At 67.2% G+C, this 16,884-nt stretch carries 15 protein-coding genes; 13 read left to right on the top strand and 2 right to left on the bottom strand.

From position 1 onward, the window contains the following. Positions 1-73 precede the first annotated feature (73 nt). The 3 genes from AS031_RS08990 to katG all read left to right on the top strand — a co-directional run bounded on the left by AS031_RS08990 (position 74) and on the right by katG (position 5,117). Entirely contained in the window at positions 74-1,303 is a 1,230-nt protein-coding gene (locus AS031_RS08990) for a M20 metallopeptidase family protein (RefSeq protein ID WP_058267802.1), read from the top strand. 57 nt (positions 1,304-1,360) lie between these two features. Further along, positions 1,361-2,650, top strand: coding sequence for an MFS transporter (locus AS031_RS08995; protein WP_058267803.1), 1,290 nt, complete (start codon positions 1,361-1,363; stop codon positions 2,648-2,650). A gap of 172 nt (positions 2,651-2,822) precedes the next feature. After that, positions 2,823-5,117: a catalase/peroxidase HPI gene (gene katG, locus AS031_RS09000; protein WP_058267804.1), complete on the top strand. Its 2,295-nt coding sequence runs from the start codon at positions 2,823-2,825 to the stop codon at positions 5,115-5,117. 85 nt (positions 5,118-5,202) lie between these two features. On the opposite strand, the gene AS031_RS09005 is transcribed toward katG, so the two are convergent. Next, positions 5,203-6,018 carry a hypothetical protein gene (locus AS031_RS09005; protein WP_141688790.1) on the bottom strand — a complete coding sequence of 272 codons (816 nt, stop codon included), beginning with the start codon at positions 6,016-6,018 and terminating at the stop codon, positions 5,203-5,205. A gap of 172 nt (positions 6,019-6,190) precedes the next feature. On the opposite strand from AS031_RS09005, the gene AS031_RS09010 reads away from it, so the two are divergent. From AS031_RS09010 to AS031_RS09055, 10 genes are all read left to right on the top strand, one after another. After that, entirely contained in the window at positions 6,191-6,991 is an 801-nt protein-coding gene (locus AS031_RS09010; RefSeq protein ID WP_058267806.1) for a hydroxypyruvate isomerase family protein, read from the top strand. A 115-nt stretch (positions 6,992-7,106) separates the two neighbouring features. Then, on the top strand, positions 7,107-7,985 hold the full coding sequence (locus tag AS031_RS09015) for a 2-hydroxy-3-oxopropionate reductase (RefSeq protein ID WP_058267807.1): 879 nt from the start codon (positions 7,107-7,109) through the stop codon (positions 7,983-7,985). A gap of 117 nt (positions 7,986-8,102) precedes the next feature. Next, positions 8,103-9,893, top strand: a complete 1,791-nt coding sequence (gene gcl, locus AS031_RS09020; protein ID WP_058267808.1) for a glyoxylate carboligase — start codon at positions 8,103-8,105, stop codon at positions 9,891-9,893. A 3-nt stretch (positions 9,894-9,896) separates the two neighbouring features. Then, positions 9,897-11,093, top strand: coding sequence for a glycerate kinase (locus AS031_RS09025; protein WP_058267809.1), 1,197 nt, complete (start codon positions 9,897-9,899; stop codon positions 11,091-11,093). Next, positions 11,086-12,429 (top strand): allantoinase AllB, encoded by a 1,344-nt coding sequence (gene allB, locus AS031_RS09030; RefSeq protein ID WP_058267810.1) that lies wholly within the window; start codon positions 11,086-11,088, stop codon positions 12,427-12,429. Before AS031_RS09025 ends, allB begins: the two co-directional genes overlap by 8 nt. Positions 12,430-12,436: 7 nt before the next feature. After that, the gene (locus AS031_RS09035) at positions 12,437-13,159 is read left to right on the top strand and encodes a winged helix-turn-helix domain-containing protein (RefSeq protein WP_058267811.1); all 723 of its coding nucleotides are present in this window, start codon (positions 12,437-12,439) and stop codon (positions 13,157-13,159) included. Between the two features lie 15 nt (positions 13,160-13,174). Then, the gene (gene bcp, locus AS031_RS09040; RefSeq protein WP_082641978.1) at positions 13,175-13,702 is read left to right on the top strand and encodes a thioredoxin-dependent thiol peroxidase; all 528 of its coding nucleotides are present in this window, start codon (positions 13,175-13,177) and stop codon (positions 13,700-13,702) included. 444 nt (positions 13,703-14,146) lie between these two features. Next, positions 14,147-14,626 (top strand): thioredoxin-dependent thiol peroxidase, encoded by a 480-nt coding sequence (gene bcp / locus AS031_RS09045; RefSeq protein ID WP_058267812.1) that lies wholly within the window; start codon positions 14,147-14,149, stop codon positions 14,624-14,626. Between the two features lie 158 nt (positions 14,627-14,784). Next, positions 14,785-15,360: a GNAT family N-acetyltransferase gene (locus tag AS031_RS09050; RefSeq protein WP_058267813.1), complete on the top strand. Its 576-nt coding sequence runs from the start codon at positions 14,785-14,787 to the stop codon at positions 15,358-15,360. A gap of 50 nt (positions 15,361-15,410) precedes the next feature. Then, complete coding sequence (locus tag AS031_RS09055) at positions 15,411-16,076, top strand: DNA alkylation repair protein (protein ID WP_058267814.1); 666 nt, start codon at positions 15,411-15,413, stop codon at positions 16,074-16,076. Between the two features lie 185 nt (positions 16,077-16,261). On the opposite strand, the gene AS031_RS20155 is transcribed toward AS031_RS09055, so the two are convergent. Then, positions 16,262-16,738, bottom strand: coding sequence for a hypothetical protein (locus AS031_RS20155; protein WP_228379598.1), 477 nt, complete (start codon positions 16,736-16,738; stop codon positions 16,262-16,264). Positions 16,739-16,884 lie beyond the last annotated feature (146 nt).

Here is a 16,884-nt window from a genome sequence, read left to right on the forward strand (position 1 = left end):
CGCTTCAGGAGAATGTGAACCACGCCACTTCAGAATAGTCGACGAAACGGAACCGAACCGCCGAGGAGCTGGAATGACGATCACCACCGATGCCCTGGACCTGCAGGAGGACCTGGTCCGCTTGCGCCACGACCTCCACCGGCAGCCGGAAATCGGGCTCCATCTCCCCCGCACCCAGGAAAAAGTCCTGCAGGCCCTGGACGGCCTTCCGTACGAGATCACCCTGGGCAAGGAGACGACGTCGGTCACCGCGGTATTGCGCGGCGGCGCCGGTCCGGGAGAAGGCAAGGACGCCGCCGGACGGCCCGCAGTCCTCCTCCGGGCGGACATGGACGGGCTTCCCGTCCAGGAAAAGACCGGCGTGGACTTCACCTCCCGGACCGATGGCGCCATGCATGCCTGCGGACACGACCTGCACACGTCCATGCTCGCCGGGGCCGCCACCCTCCTGGCCGAGAAGCGGCACCAGCTGGCCGGCGACGTCGTCCTCATGTTCCAGCCCGGCGAGGAAGGCTGCGACGGCGCCCGGTACATGATCCGCGAAGGCGTCCTGGACGCGGCCGGGCCCCGGGTCCAGGCGGCCTACGGCATGCACGTCTTCTCCTCGCTCGAACCGCACGGCACGTTCTGCACCAAACCCGGCGTCATGCTCAGCGCCTCGGACGGCCTCGAAGTCACGGTGCTGGGCGCCGGCGGCCACGGCTCCGCCCCGCACTCGGCCAAGGACCCGGTCACCGTTGCCGCGGAAATGGTCACCGCACTGCAGGTGATGGTCACCCGGCAGTTCAACATGTTCGATCCCGTGGTCCTGTCCGTGGGTGTGCTGCACGCCGGCACCAAGAGGAACGTCATCCCCGAATCGGCACGCATCGAGGCCACCATCCGGACCTTCTCCGAAGCATCGCGGCTCAAGATGAAGGATGCCGTACCCCGGCTCCTCAAAGGCATCGCCGCCGCGCACGGGGTGGAGGTCGCCGTCGACTACCTCGAGGAATACCCGCTCACCATCACCAACGAGGATGAAACCCACACCGCCGAGAAGGTCATCGGCACCCTGTTCGGCGAGCGCCGCCTTGCCCGCTGGGCCACCCCGCTCAGTGGTTCGGAGGACTTCTCCCGCGTGCTGGCCGAGGTTCCCGGCACCTTCATCGGACTCAGCGCCGTTGCACCCGGCGCCGACCACGCCACGTCACCGTTCAACCACTCCCCCTACGCAACCTTCGACGACGGCGTGCTGGCTGACGGAGCAGCGCTCTACGTCGAACTCGCCGTCTCGCGGCTCGCCGCCCTGTCAGCGACGTAGCCGGCCGGCATCGCGGCCGCCCGGCATCCACACCCCACCGACCCCCAGGAAGTCACCATGTCCATTGCAGTAACCAGGCAGCAGACTGGACGCATGTCCACCGCCAAGACCATCGTCGGCACCGGCATCGGCAACGCCGTCGAATGGTACGACTGGGCCATCTACGCCACGTTCACGCCGTTCATCGCCAGCCAGCTCTTCAGCAAGCAGGACCCGGCCTCGGCCGTGCTGTCCACCCTGGCAATCTTCGCCGTCGGCTTCGTCGCCCGCCCCTTCGGCGGCTTCCTGTTCGGCTGGATCGGGGACCGGGTGGGCCGGAAAGCGTCCATGACCCTCGCCGTCGGCCTCGCATCGCTGGGCAGCCTGATGATCGGCATCGCCCCGACGTTCGCCGCCGTGGGCGCCTGGGCGTCCCTGATGCTGCTGGTGGCCCGCCTGGTCCAGGGCCTCGCGCACGGAGGCGAGCTGCCGTCGTCGCAAACGTACCTGTCCGAGATGGCACCCAAGGAACACCGCGGGTTCTGGGCCACCCTGATCTACACGTCCGGAACAGTGGGCATCCTCTTTGGCACCCTGCTGGGCGCCGTCCTGAACATGGCGCTGACCGCCGAGGCCATGAACGCGTGGGGCTGGCGAATCCCCTTCCTGCTCGGCGCCGCCATGGGCCTGTACGCGCTGATCATGCGCTCCCGGCTGCACGAGACCGAGGCCTTCGAAGGTGAGACGGCATCCCAGAAGCGGGCGCCCATCTGGCCGCAGATTGTCCGCTACCGCAAGCAGGCCCTGCAGGTGATCGGACTGACCGTCGGCCTGACGGTGATCTACTACATCTGGGGCGTCGTGGCTCCGAGCTACGCCACCACCGCCCTGAAGATCGACCGCGGCGAAGCCCTGTGGGCCGGCGTCGTCGCCAACATCGTCTTCATCGCGGCCCTGCCGGTGTGGGGCAGGCTCTCTGACCGGATCGGGCGGAAGAAGGTCCTGTGGGCCGGCGCCATCGGTTCGGCAGTGTTCCACTTCCCCATGACCTGGCTGCTGAAGGACTCAGCCTGGCAGCTGGCAGTATCCATGTCCGTCATGCTGGTCTTCATCGCCGCCAGCGCAGCGATCGTGCCCGCCGTCTACGCCGAGCTGTTCCCGACGTCGATCCGCACCGTTGGCGTCGGCGTCCCCTACTCCATCTGCGTGGCCCTCTTCGGCGGCACCGCCCCCTACCTGCAGCAGTGGCTGGGGACCTCACTGGGCGCGCCCCAGGTGTTCAATGCCTACGCGGTATTGCTGCTGGTCATCAGCGCAGCGTTCGTCTTCAGCATCCCCGAGACGAAGGGCAAGGACCTCACCCACTGAGTGGCAAGCCACGCCGCCTTCAAGGGCCCCCGCTGCGGAAACCCCGCACCGGGGGCCCTTCGGCGTGCAGGAAACAGGGGTTCAGCGAGCCAGCCTGCCGTGGTCAAATGGGAGGGTTGCACCGGCTGCCCGAGTCCAACCGCGGCCTCGGCCCAACGGAAGGAAGAAGCACATGACCGAACCCCAGGACCATCCTCCGGTTCCTGCTCCCGGCAGCGCCCAGGGGACGGACCAGAAGGCCGCGGGCGGTTGCCCGGTGGCCCACGACAGCGTCACCGCCCATGGCAGCGAGAGCGAAAACCCTGCCATCGACTCCCCGCAGCCCAAGGGGCACCGCCCCCGGACCATCGCCGACTGGTGGCCCAACCAGCTGGACCTCTCCGTGCTGCACGCCAACCATCCGAAAGGCAACCCGCTGGGCTCCTCCTTCAGCTACCGGGACGAATTCCGGAAGCTCGACGTCGAGGCCCTCAAGCGGGACATCACCGACGTCCTGACCACCTCCCAGGAATGGTGGCCCGCCGACTTCGGCCACTACGGCGGCCTGATGATCCGCATGAGCTGGCATTCCGCAGGCACCTACCGCGTCCAGGACGGCCGCGGCGGGGCGGGCGACGGCGGCCAGCGCTTCGCGCCGCTGAACAGCTGGCCGGACAACGCCAACCTGGACAAGGCCCGCAGGCTGCTCTGGCCGGTAAAGCAGAAGTACGGCCAGAAGGTGTCCTGGGCGGACCTGCTGGTCCTCGCCGGCAACGTGGCACTGGAGTCCATGGGCTTCAAGACATTTGGCTTCGCTTTCGGCCGTGAGGACGTGTGGGAGCCGGAGGAAATCTTCTGGGGTCCGGAGGACGCCTGGCTGGGCGACGAACGCTACGTGGGCGAGGGCAAAATGGCCGACGACGTCGGCGCCACCGAAATGGGCCTGATCTACGTCAACCCGGAGGGGCCCATGGGCAACCCGGACCCGGTCAAGGCCGCGGCCTTCATCCGCGAGACATTCAAGCGGATGGCCATGAACGACGAAGAAACATTCGCCCTGATCGCCGGCGGCCACACCTTCGGCAAGACCCACGGCGCGGGCAGTGCCGATGACCATGTGGGGCCGGAACCCGAAGCCGCCGACCTTGAGGCGCAGGGCCTTGGCTGGCTGAGCACCTATGGCAGCGGCAAGGGCGGCGACACCATCACCTCGGGCCTCGAGGTCACGTGGACGGACAAGCCCACCCAATGGAGCAACCGCTTCCTGGAAATCCTCTTCGAGTACGAGTGGGAACTCGTGGAGAGCCCTGCCGGCGCCAAGCAGTGGGTGGCCAAGGACGCGCCGGAGATCATCCCGGACGCCCACGACCCCAACAAGAAGCACCGCCCCACCATGCTCACCACTGACCTGTCGCTGCGCTTCGATCCCGCCTACGAAAAGATCGGCCGCCGCTTCCTGGCGAACCCGGACGAGTTCGCCCTGGCCTTCGCCAAGGCCTGGTACAAGCTGCTGCACCGCGACATGGGCCCGGTGGGCCCGCACCTGCTCGGGCCGTGGGTTCCGGAAGCCCAGCTGTGGCAGGATCCCGTTCCCGCCGTCGACCACGACCTGGTGGACGAGGCGGACGCCGCCTCGCTCAAGGCCAGGCTGCTGGACTCCGGCCTGACCGTGGCCCAGCTGGCCGGTACGGCCTGGGCCGCAGCGTCCACCTACCGCAAGACCGACAGGCGCGGCGGGGTCAACGGTGCCAGGATCCGGCTTGAGCCGCAGCGCAGCTGGGAAGCCCACGAACCCGAACAGCTGTCCGGCGTGCTGCAAACGCTGGAGCGCGTGCAGGATGAGTTCAACTCCGCCCAGTCCAACGGAAAAAAGGTTTCGCTGGCGGACCTGATTGTCCTCGGCGGCGCGGCAGCCGTGGAGAAGGCCGCGGCCGACGCCGGGTTCCCCGTCACGGTGCCGTTCCGTCCGGGACGCACGGACGCGGCCCAGGAACAGACCGACGTCGAGTCGTTCCAGTACCTCCAGCCCCGGGCGGACGGGTTCCGCAACTACCTGCGCCTTGGCGGAAAGGTCCCCCCGGAGACCCTGCTGCTGGACCGGGCCTACATGCTGGACCTCTCCGCCCCGGAGATGACGGCACTGGTGGGCGGCATGCGCGCCCTGGGCACCAACGTCGGCGGAACCCGGCACGGCGTCCTCACCGACCGTCCGGAGGTGCTGACGAACGACTTCTTCGTCAATCTCCTGTCGCCCGGAACCAAGTGGAAAGCCTCCGAGAACGAGGAGAACGTCTACGACATCACGGACGTTGCCAGCGGTGAACTGAAGTGGACGGCCACCCCGGTGGACTTGGTCTTCGGCTCCAACTCCCAGCTCCGCGCCCTCGCCGAGGTGTACGCCAGCGAGGACGGCCGCGGGAAGTTCGTCAACGACTTCGTCGCCGCCTGGTCCAAGGTCATGGAACTGGACCGCTTCGACCTGGGCTGAGGGTAACGCCCGGACCTCACAGGAAGGCCGACTGTACGTGAAACGTTCACGTGCAGCCGGCCTTTTTCCGGTGACCAGCCAGCCCTCACCCTGCGCTCTGAAGCTGCTTCCAATCCAAGAGAGCCTGGACCTGACCGGAAACCATACCGGCGATGTGCCTGCAGCAGGGCTCCTCGGCTCCGGCCATTACCAGCCACATCCAGCTCCGCTCCTGCGCCATTTGCGGTTCGAGGTCGGAGGCAAACCGATACGCGGTCGCAGCGACCTCCAAATGATTCGGCTTACCGATGACGCCAAGCTTGGCGGCCAGCCTGTGCGGAGCCGAATCCGGGCTGCGCCGAGCCATCCCGCCAAGTATGGACAGGGCTTCCTGTTGAAGATCGAGAATCAGGCCTTCCGCTGCTCCTCGCCGCTCAGCCGCGTCCCGCGCGGTGAGCGCATCCCTGCCCATCCACAGGCGATCCATCATGACCCAACGGAGCCGTTCGGCCGGCAGTGACCTTACGCATTCAATGAGAAGCGAATGAAACTCAAGCTCCTCCAGCCCGTCGTGTGCGTTGTCCACCAGCAGCCGGGGTTCGAGCGGTGGATGCTGACGACGTGGATCCACCCCCAGGTCAGCCGTTTTCAGGCCCAAATCTGCCGCAGCCACAGCGGAAAGGCACCCCGAACACACGCACGCAGCATAGAGGTAATCCCGGCCGGCGCTTTGATAGCTCTTCCGAAACACATGGAGCGTTTCGCCATCAACAGGGCATTTCGTAGCTGTCGAACCGCCGTAGAACCATCCTGGCTGCCTAAAACGCGCGTGCCTGACATCCGTAAGGGTCACGCCCAGGGCCACCCGGGCCGCGTGCTCCAATGTCCCCAACTCTTCTTTGCCCGTCTCCGTCACTTCCACGCGTCCAATGCTAGGCAACGGTACAGACAACTACTTGACGCCCGTCACCACCCTTCCCTACACTTTTCATAAAGCAGAATCTAAATTCCACAAAGCGGAAGAAGACCGCAACGGTGTTGACGCCGGAAGCAAGGGAAGATAGATCAAAGCCCCTCCCTCGGAAGGACCTACGATGACGTACACAGTGAACTGCTCCATCCTCCTCACGGAGCTTCCCCTGCTGGAGCGCCCCGCCGCCGCCAAGGCAGCAGGCTTCGACGCTGTCGAGTTCTGGTGGCCCTTCGAGACGTCCGTCCCGGCGGACAGCGAGATCACCAAATTCGAGAACGCCATCACGGACGCCGGAGTCCAGCTCACCGGCCTGAACTTCAACGCCGGCAACATGCCCGGCGGCGACCGCGGCCTGGTTTCCTGGAAGGGCCGCTGCTCGGAGTTCAAGGACAACATCGACGTCGTGGCCGGCATCGGCGAACGCCTGGGCTGCAAGGCCTTCAACGCCCTCTACGGCAACCGGCAGGACGACTTCACCCCCGAAGAGCAGGACGAACTGGCCGTCAAGAACCTGGTGGCAGCAGCCGAAGGCGTCGCACGCATGGGCGGCACCGTCCTCCTCGAACCGGTGAGCGGCGCACCCAGGTACCCGCTCCTCACCGCCGAGGACGCGCTGAAGGTCATCGCCCGCACCAAGGCGGAGGCCGGCGTCGGGAACATCAAGCTCCTCGCGGACTTCTACCACCTGGCCGTCAACGGCGACGACGTCGAATTCGTCATCGAAAACCACGCCAAGGACTTCGGCCACATCCAGATCGCCGACAACCCCGGCCGCGGCGCTCCGGGCACCGGCACCCTTCCGCTCGGCGAATGGATCGCCCGCAGCCGCGAACTCGGCTACGAGGGCTACATCGGCCTCGAGTACAAGGAACCGCAGGAATCGGCCTTCAACTGGGCCATCCGCGAGCGCGTCGCCAAGTAATCCCCCACCCTCACCCAACTAAGTAGCAGCAAGTGTCGTTTTGAGCCTCCAAAACGACACTTAGCGCGACCTAGTTGGGAACCTTCCACGCAGACTTTCCAGAAAGAGAACCATCATGAGCAACGTTGCAGTCATCGGCCTCGGAATCATGGGCCTGCCCATGGCCATCAACCTCGTCAAGGCCGGCCACACCGTCACCGGCTTCAACCGCAGCCAGGACAAGATCGACAAGCTGGTCTCCGAAGGCGGCAAGGGCGCCTCCAGCATCGCCGACGCCGTCAAGGAGGCCGACGTCGTCATCACCATGGTGCCGGATTCCCCCGACGTTGAGGGCGTGGTCAGCGGCCAGGACGGCGTGTTCGCCAACGCCAGGCAGGGCACCCTGTGGATCGACGCGTCCAGCATCCGCCCGGATGTTGCCAAGCGCCTTTCCGACGAAGCCCGCGAAGCCGGCATCCGCCCCCTCGACGCGCCGGTCTCCGGCGGCGAACAGGGCGCCATCGACGCCGTCCTCTCCATCATGGTCGGCGGCGACAAGGCAGACTTCGACGACGCCCAGGACGTCCTGAACGCCGTCGGCAAGACCATCGTCCACGTCGGCCCCTCCGGCTCCGGCCAGACCGTCAAGGCAGCCAACCAGCTGATCGTCGCCGTCAACATTGAGGTCCTCGGCGAGGCCATCGCTTTCCTTGAGGCCTACGGCGTGGACACCGACGCCGCTCTCAAGGTCCTCGGCGGCGGCCTGGCCGGCTCCAAGGTCCTGGACCAGAAGGGCCAGAAGATGCTGGACCGCAACTTCGACCCCGGCTTCCGCCTCGCCCTGCACCACAAGGACCTGGGCATCGTCACCTCCGCTGCCCGCGAAGCCAACGTCGCCATCCCGCTCGGCGCAGTCGTCGCCCAGCTCGTCGCCGCCACCGTCAACCAGGGCGACGGCGCACTGGACCACTCCGGACTCTTCAAGCAGGTCCTCCAGCTCAGCGGCCGCAAGTAAGGCCAGGCGCACAGGCGCCTAAGAAACACAGCAGGGAGCCCGCCGTCGTACCTGAAACGACGGCGGTTCCCTCACCACACCCAAAAACAGACTTTTCAAGCTTTCAAGGAGCACCCCATGAGCAAGATGCGTACCGTTGATGCAGCGGTGGCCATCCTGGAAAAGGAAGGCGCCACCGAGGCGTTCGGCCTGCCAGGCGCGGCCATCAACCCCTTCTACTCCGCCATGCGCGCCCACGGCGGCATCCGCCACACCCTGGCCCGCCACGTTGAAGGCGCCAGCCACATGGCCGACGGCTTCTCCCGCGCCAAGGACGGCAACATCGGCATCTGCATCGGCACCTCCGGCCCCGCCGGGACCGACATGATCACCGGACTCTATGCAGCCTGGGCGGATTCCATTCCCATGCTCTGCATCACCGGCCAGGCCCCCGTGTCCAAGCTGCACAAGGAAGACTTCCAGGCCGTGGACATCGAATCCATCGCCAAGCCGGTCACCAAGTTCGCCATGACCATCCTGGAGCCGGGGCAGGTTCCGGGTGCCTTCCAGAAGGCCTTCCAGGTGATGCGCTCCGGCCGTCCCGGCCCCGTGCTGCTGGACCTGCCCATCGATGTGCAGATGGCTGAAATCGAATTCGACATCGATGCCTACGAGCCGCTGCCGGTCGAGAAGCCCAAGGCCTCCCGCAAGCAGCTGGAAAAGGCCCTGGACATGCTCCTGGCCGCCAAGCACCCGCTGATCGTTGCCGGCGGCGGCATCATCAACGCCGGCGCCTCCGCGCAGCTGGTGGAACTGGCCGAGACCCTGAATGTGCCGGTCATTCCCACCCTGATGGGCTGGGGCACCATCCCGGACGACCACCAGCTGATGGCCGGCATGGTGGGCCTGCAGACCAGCCACCGCTACGGCAACGAGAACTACCTGCAGAGCGACTTCGTGATCGGCATCGGCAACCGCTGGGCCAACCGCCACACCGGCGGCCTGGAGACCTACACCGCGGGCCGGAAGTTCGTGCACATCGACATCGAGCCCACGCAGATCGGCCGCGTGTTCTCGCCGGACCTGGGCATCGCGTCCGACGCCGGCGCGGCGCTGGCCGGGCTGGTTGAGCTCGCCAAGGAGCGGGCTGCTGCCGGGTCCCTGCCGGACTACAGCGCCTGGGTTGCCGAATGCGCCGGCCGGAAGGCATCCCTGCACCGCAAGACGCACTTCGAGAACATCCCCATCAAGCCGCAGCGCGTGTACGAGGAGATGAACAAGTCCTTCGGCCGCGACACGGTGTACGTGTCCACCATCGGTCTGTCGCAGATCGCCGGCGCGCAGATGCTGCACGTGTTCGGCCCGCGCAAGTGGATCAACGCCGGCCAGGCAGGCCCGCTGGGCTGGACCGCCCCGGCAGCGCTCGGCGTCGCCCGTTCAAACCCGGACCAGACCGTGGTGGCCCTCTCCGGCGACTACGACTTCCAGTTCATGATCGAGGAACTGGCCGTGGGCGCGCAGTTCAATCTGCCGTACATCCACGTGGTGGTGAACAACTCCTACCTGGGCCTGATCCGCCAGTCCCAGCGCGGCTTCAAGATGGAACAGAACGTGTCCCTGGCGTTCGAGAACATCAACAGCTCGCACCTGTCCGAGGACACCCGCGGCTACGGCGTGGACCACCTGAAGGTGGCCGAGGGCCTGGGCTGCAAGGCCGTCCGCGTGGAGGACCCCAACGACCTCGCGGCCGCGTTCGACAAGGCCAAGGCCCTGATGGGCGAGTTCCAGGTTCCCGTGGTGGTGGAAGTGATCCTGGAAAAGGTCACCAACATCTCCATGGGCGTGGAAATCAACGCCGTGAACGAGTTCGAGGAACTGGCGGAATCCGCCGCCGACGCTCCCACCGCCATCCTGGCCCTGCAGGCCTAAACCATGCGGATCGTGATTGCCCCGGACAAATTCAAGGGATCGCTGTCAGCCCCGGAGGTGTGCAGCCACTTGGAAAAGGGCCTGCAGCGGGGCGCCGGCGGAAACCTTGAAATCGTCCGGATTCCGGTGGCCGACGGCGGCGAGGGCACCCTCGATGCCGCCGTCGGCTCCGGCTTCACCCGGCGCACGGCAACGGTCAGCGGCCCCACCGGGCAGCCGGTGGAGGCGGACTTCGCGGTCCGGGACCATGAGGCTGTCATCGAGATGGCCACCGCGTCCGGGCTGGCGCTGGTTCCCGGCGTCCTGAAGGGCGGCCGGCCCACTCCTGCCGAGGCCACGGCGGCCAGCAGCCTGGGTACGGGCCAGCTGATCCGGGCCGCACTGGACGCGGGCTGCCGCAGGATCGTGCTGGGCGTCGGGGGCAGCGCGAATACCGACGGCGGCGCCGGGCTCCTGCAGGGCCTGGGCGCCCGGTTCCTGGACAGCAGGAACAACGAACTTCCACCGGGCGGGGCTGCGATGGCCAACCTGCACAGCATCGACTTCACGCATTTCGAGCCCCGGCTGGTGGACACACGCTTTGTGTTGGCATCCGACGTCGACAATCCGCTGCTGGGCGCCCAGGGCGCCGCGGCGGTGTTCGGCCCGCAGAAGGGCGCCACGCAACAGGATGTCGGCCTGCTCGACGCCGCCCTGGCCAGGTTTGTCGAAGTCCTGGCCAGGGAAATCGGATTCCGCGCCGTGAAGGCTGCCGAGGCTCCCGGAGCCGGGGCAGCCGGCGGCGTGGGCTATGCCGCCATCGCCGTCCTGGCCGCAACGCGGCGGCCGGGCATCGACGTCGTCCTGGAATTCACTGAATTGAAGCAGAGACTGGCCGGTGCGGACCTGGTGATCACCGGCGAAGGCAGCCTGGACGAACAAAGCCTGCTCGGCAAGACCCCCATGGGGGTGGCCCGGGCGGCGTCGGAGCAGGGCATTCCGGTCGTCGCCGTTTGCGGCCGGACCACCTTGGAGCCCGGCCATACGGCGGCGGCGGGCTTCGAAGATGTTTACGCTTTGACCGAACTCGAAACCGATGTAAACAGGTGCATATCAGAGGCAGGACAGCTTCTGGAGCAGCTGGGCACCCAGATCAGTGGGCGGCTGGCGGCCGGATGGCCCGCCCGCACCCCAAGTACCAAGGAGGACCTCCGTGTCTGAAGAACGTTTTGACCTGGTCATCCGGGGCCAGCGCATCCTCACCACCGCCGGCATCGCACCACGCGAGGTGGGTGTCCGCGGCGGCAAGATCGTGGCCATCGAGCCCCTCGGCAACGGCCTGGCCGGTTCCGAGGTCATCGAGCTGGCCGATGACGAAACCCTGCTCCCGGGCCTGGTGGACACCCACGTCCACGTCAACGAGCCCGGCCGCACCGAGTGGGAGGGCTTTGCCTCCGCCACCCGGGCCGCAGCAGCCGGCGGCGTGACCACCATCATCGACATGCCGCTGAACTCGGTACCGCCCACCACCACTGTGGCGAACCTCAAGCTCAAGCGCGAAGTGGCCGAGGACCAGGCCTTCATCGACGTCGGGTTCTGGGGCGGCGCCATCCCCGGCAACAAGGCGGACCTGCGCCCGCTGCACGACGACGGCGTCTTCGGCTTCAAGTGCTTCCTGCTGCACTCGGGCGTGGACGAGTTCCCGCACCTGGACGCGGACGAGATGGAAGAGGACATGGCCGAGCTGAAGTCCTTCGACTCGCTCATGATCGTCCATGCCGAAGACTCGCACGCGATCGACCGGGCACCGCACCCCGGCGGCGGCCACTACTCCACCTTCCTGGCCTCCCGCCCCCGCGGCGCCGAGAACAAGGCCATCGCCGAGGTCATCGAACGGGCCCGCTGGACCGGTGCGCGGGCGCACATCCTGCACCTGTCGTCGTCGGACGCGCTGCCTATGATCGCCAGCGCCAAGCGCGACGGCGTCAAGCTCACCGTCGAGACGTGCCCGCACTACCTCACCCTGATGGCGGAGGAGATCCCGGACGGCGCCACCGCCTACAAGTGCTGCCCGCCCATCCGCGAGGCCTCCAACCGGGAACTGCTGTGGGAGGGCCTGCTGGACGGCACCATCGACTGCATCGTGTCGGACCATTCCCCGTCCACGCTGGACCTGAAGGACCTCGAGAACGGTGATTTCGCCGTGGCGTGGGGCGGCGTGTCCTCGCTGCAGCTGGGCCTGTCCCTGATCTGGAGCGAGGCCCGGCACCGCGGCATCCCGCTGGAGCAGGTGGTTTCCTGGATGTCGGAGAAGCCCGCCAACCTGGCCCGGCTGACCAACAAGGGCCAACTGGCCCTCGGCTACGACGCCGACTTCGCCGTGTTCGCCCCGGATGAGGCGTTCGTGGTGGACGTGTCCAAGCTCAAGCACAAGAACCCCATCACGCCTTACGACGGCAAGACCCTCTCCGGAGTGGTCCGCAAGACCTTCCTGCGCGGCGCCGTGGTGGACGGCCAGACCCCCACGGGCAAGCTGATCCGCCGCGGCGGCGTCTAGGACCGCCATGGCAGTGGAAGCCCACCATCCGCGGACGGCGTGCCCTTCGGGGGCCGCTGCCCGTCCGCGGATGGTCCCGCCGAAAGCTGCCGCACGCGGGCTGGCCGTCTGGGTTGTCCCGGCGGAAGGAACCAGCCCCGAGATCCTGGCCCGGGCCGCCGAACTGGTGCTCGCCCGCGCCCTGCAGACTGCTCCGGAGGCGGAAGTCCACTGGCCTGCCGCCGGAGCCCCCACGTCCGGGGCCTCCGCCGCGGAAGGAGCCACAGACCACTCCTCCCGCACTCCTTCCATGGCGGAGGTACCCGGCGCCACCACCGGCAGTCCGGACGGCGGCCGCCCCGGCGCTGCCGGCCAGGCACCCGGAGATGACGACGACGGCACGCGCCTGCCGCCGTCGGCCGGGCCCGTCAGCACCGTGGCCGTGGACCTCGCCGCCGACACCGTCCTGCTGGACGGCGCCCCGGTGTCCCTGACGGGGGTCGAATACAAAGTGCTGCGGTTCCTCGTCACCCACCTGTCCAGGACCGTCAGCCGCGAGGAACTCCAGGACTTTCTGGAAGCCCTGGACTTCCCGGGCGCCACGGCACGTTCCATCGACGTGTACGTGGGCCGGATCCGCCGGAAACTCGGCAATGCCCGGCACGCCGTGGCCACTGTCCGCGGCGGCGGATACCAGTTCATTCCCGGCCCGCACGCCACCGTGCGCGGGCCCGCCGAATACTCCATCTAACCCCCAAGGAGCAGCATGACCAGCACCGAGGCCACCACCCTGCCCGCCCCCGCCGCGCCCACCGGCGCCCTGCCCTACACCGCCCGGCTCCAGCCAGGCGCGGCGGCACCGGCGTTCACGCTCCCCGACGCCGCCGGCACCCCGGTTTCCCTGGACTCGTTCCGCGGACGGAGTGTCATTGTGTACTTCTACCCCAAGGCCGCCACCCCCGGCTGCACCACCGAGGCCTGCGACTTCCGCGACAACCTGGCCTCGCTGCAGGGGCTCGGCTACGAGGTCCTGGGAATTTCCCCCGACCCGCAGGACGCCCTGGCAGCTTTCACGGCCGACCACCTCTTGACGTTCCCGCTGCTCTCCGACCCGGACAATGCCGTGGCGAAGTCCTACGGCGCCTGGGGCGAAAAGCTCCTCAACGGCGAGATCACCGAAGGCGTCCTGCGCTCCACCGTGGTGGTGGGCCGGGACGGAACCGTCACGCTGGCCCAGTACCAGGTGGACGCGCAGGGACATGTCGCCGCGCTCCGGACCGAACTGGGCCTCTAAACCCCAACACACACTCACTTCCAGGCACCCGCCCGGTAGTTGCTCTATCAGTTTTGGTTCCTAAAACAGGGGTTTAGGGACGTTATCTGATGGCGCAAGTGCCGGGCCTGGGCCGCCTTCCAGGCCGTGTATGACGCGGCCGTTGCCGATCTTTACGTGCGGCCCCACGCTCATGGAACCGCAGCCGGCCTCCTGGCCTCAATTGCCGCCGTCGTATCCTTCAGCGACGGCCTCACAGCCGGGGAACTGGCTGGTGAAACCCAGACTCTGAAGACTCTTATCCGGGAAACGCGCAGAGGCGCTCAAGGGCCCGGTTCGGGCTTCCGGGCGGCGTCCACAGCACAGGTGAAGGAATACCGGGTGTGACGGCGGAGTTGTTGCCAGTGACGGAAAACCGCTTCACTTGATGTTGGCCATTATTGACCGAATCTCCAAAGGAACGCCATGAGCCAGACCTTGACCACCAAGCTTCAGCCCGGCACCCCGGCACCCGATTTCACCCTCCGGGATGCCCAGGGCCGGGAGATCGCCTTGGCCGATTACCGTGGCAAAAATGTCATCGTGTACTTCTACCCGAAGGCCGCCACCCCCGGCTGCACCACCGAGGCCTGCGACTTCCGCGACAGCCTGGCTTCGCTCCAGGGCCACGGCTACGAGGTGGTGGGCGTCTCCCCTGACGCGCAGGAAGCCCTGGCTGGTTTCAGCGGCGACTTCTCCCTGACCTTCCCGCTCCTGTCCGACCCCGACCACGCCGTCGCCCTGGCCTACGGTGCCTGGGGCGAAAAGCTCGTTAACGGTGAAATCGTCGAGGGCATCGTCCGCTCCACCGTTGTGGTGGACGCAGAAGGCAAGGTTGTCCTGGCCCAGTACCAGGTGCAGGCCGATGGCCACGTGGCCCGCCTGAAGGAAGCCCTGGGCATCTAGCCACAACGCCGTCCCGCACCAGGGACTGTTACCCTCCAACGCTCCGGCATGGTTTGTGCCGGGGCGTTCGGTGTCTTCCGGGCCGGTCTTCCAGGCCGGTCTGCGGGCGGTCCTCCCGGCCGGTTGCCGCCCCCACCTGCCGGTGGCAGGATGGCCGCATGGCGATCGAGGTCCGTCCCGCAACCGTGTTCGAGGACGTCAAAATCCTGGTCGGCCCCAAGCGGCTTGACGCCAACGTCTGCTGGTGCCTGAGTTACCGCATCAGCTCACGGCAAAACCAGCAGCTTCGGGGAACCGAACGCGGGGACTTCGTCAGGAAACTGGTCGCCGAGGATCCGCCGCCCGGTGTGCTGGCGTACGACGGCGGCACACCGGTGGGGTGGGCAGCGGTCCACCCCCGCTCGGACACCAGTTTCGCAACGAACCGCCGCATCCCGCATGTGGACGGCCCGGACGCCTGGTCCGTCTGGTGCATCCGGGTCCGGCCGGGCCACCGCGGCTCCGGGATCTCCCATGCGCTGCTGGCCGGTGCGGTGGATCTGGCCCGAACCTGCGGGGCCGCCGCCGTGGAGGGCTACCCGGTGGACAACAAGGGCCGGAAAGTGGACCTCACCATGGCGTATGTGGGAACCCGCAAACTTTTTGAGGACGCCGGATTCGCCAAGGCCGCGGACACGGATTCGGTGCTTAACGGCTTCCCGCGCGTCCTGATGCGCCTGGAACTGAACTCCTAGCGGGGGCGTAGCTTTAGGCTGGAACCCTCACCACGGCGCGCGGAGGCACTATGTCAGAGTCAGTTGACGGAATCATGGCTGAGCTGGCGGAGCTGGATGACCCGAAAATGCGCCAGGCCAACCTGAAACGCGGCGATGACCACGGGGTCAACCTGTCGAAGCTCCGGGCCGTAGCCAAACGGCTGAAAACCCAGCAGGACCTGGCCCGCGCCCTGTGGGCTACCGGGGACACTGCGGCCAGGCTGCTGGCCCTGCTGGTTTGCAGGCCCAAAGACTTCGACAGGGCAGGGCTGGACACCATGCTGCGCGAGTCCCGGGCTCCCAAGGTCCATGACTGGCTGGTCAACTATGTGGTCAAGAAGAGCCCGCACGCCGAAGCCCTGCGGGTGGCGTGGATGGCCGATCCGGACCCTGTGGTGGCCAGCGCGGGATGGGCCCTGACCACCGAACGGATTGCCAAGGACCCGTCGGGGCTGGACCTGCCCGGCCTGTTGGACACCATCGAGGCGGACCTGAAGACTGCGCCGGACCGGCTGCAGTGGGCCATGAACCACACGCTTGCCCAGATCGGGATCGAGCACCCGGACCAGCGCCGCCGGGCCATCGACATCGGCGAGCGGCTGGAGGTCCTCAAGGATTACCCCACGCCACCGAACTGCACGTCACCCTTCGCGCCGGTGTGGATCAGGGAGATGGTGGGCCGCCGGGAACCGTGACAGCCGGGGTGGTGGCTACTTCCGCCGCCAGTACTTGCCCCAGTCCACATCCATGGCCCACAGTGCCAGGAGCAGCGCATCCATGGTCATGAGTCCGGCCAAGAGGTAGGCCCAACCTGCCATCCAACCCATAGCAATCTCCTGACTGTATCCCCCAGCCAATCGATTGCTCCCCAGTGTGGCATCTAAACCGCCGCGACGGAACGCCCCCAACCCACAGTCTTAAAAAGGGCTTCGAAGCGGTGGTGCGCCTCTGTTTCGAGCTTGAGCCTGCGGGTCAGCTTCTCCACCTGCTGCGACATCTCGTCGCCCACCGGCAGGCGGTCCCCCGGCCAGTTCCAGACGTCCCGGGACTCGCCCAATGCAGCGGCGAGTTCACGGGCCGCCGCCCGCACCTTGCGGGAATGGATGTACAGCCGCAGGAGTGCGTGGGTCTTGGCAACGCCGGCCTCCACGACTTCCCGCACAATCAGGTCCAGCCCCACGCCGTGGACGGCTGCACTCCCGGCCTGGGATGCGGGCTGCGCCTGCTCCCGTGACGCGGGGTTGGCCGCTGCCGTGCCCGTGGCCTCCTCCGCGCACGTGGTCTCATCCCTGCGCGCGGCCTTCCCCAGGCTCTTGGCCCGTCCCATGCTCTTGGTGCGCCTTTTGGTGTGTCCCATGGATTCCCCGCTATCCCGCCGGCTGTGCTGCTTCGGCGGGGACCGCCGTCGTCCCCTGCTGTCCGGAAGCTGTTGCCTTCCTTCGATGGTGGCGGGCCACCCTCAATGTCCGGGCAAGCGGATCCCAAGATTTCCGCAAGATCCCC

This window comes from Pseudarthrobacter enclensis (assembly GCF_001457025.1).
In the GTDB taxonomy this organism is placed as follows: domain Bacteria; phylum Actinomycetota; class Actinomycetes; order Actinomycetales; family Micrococcaceae; genus Arthrobacter; species Arthrobacter enclensis.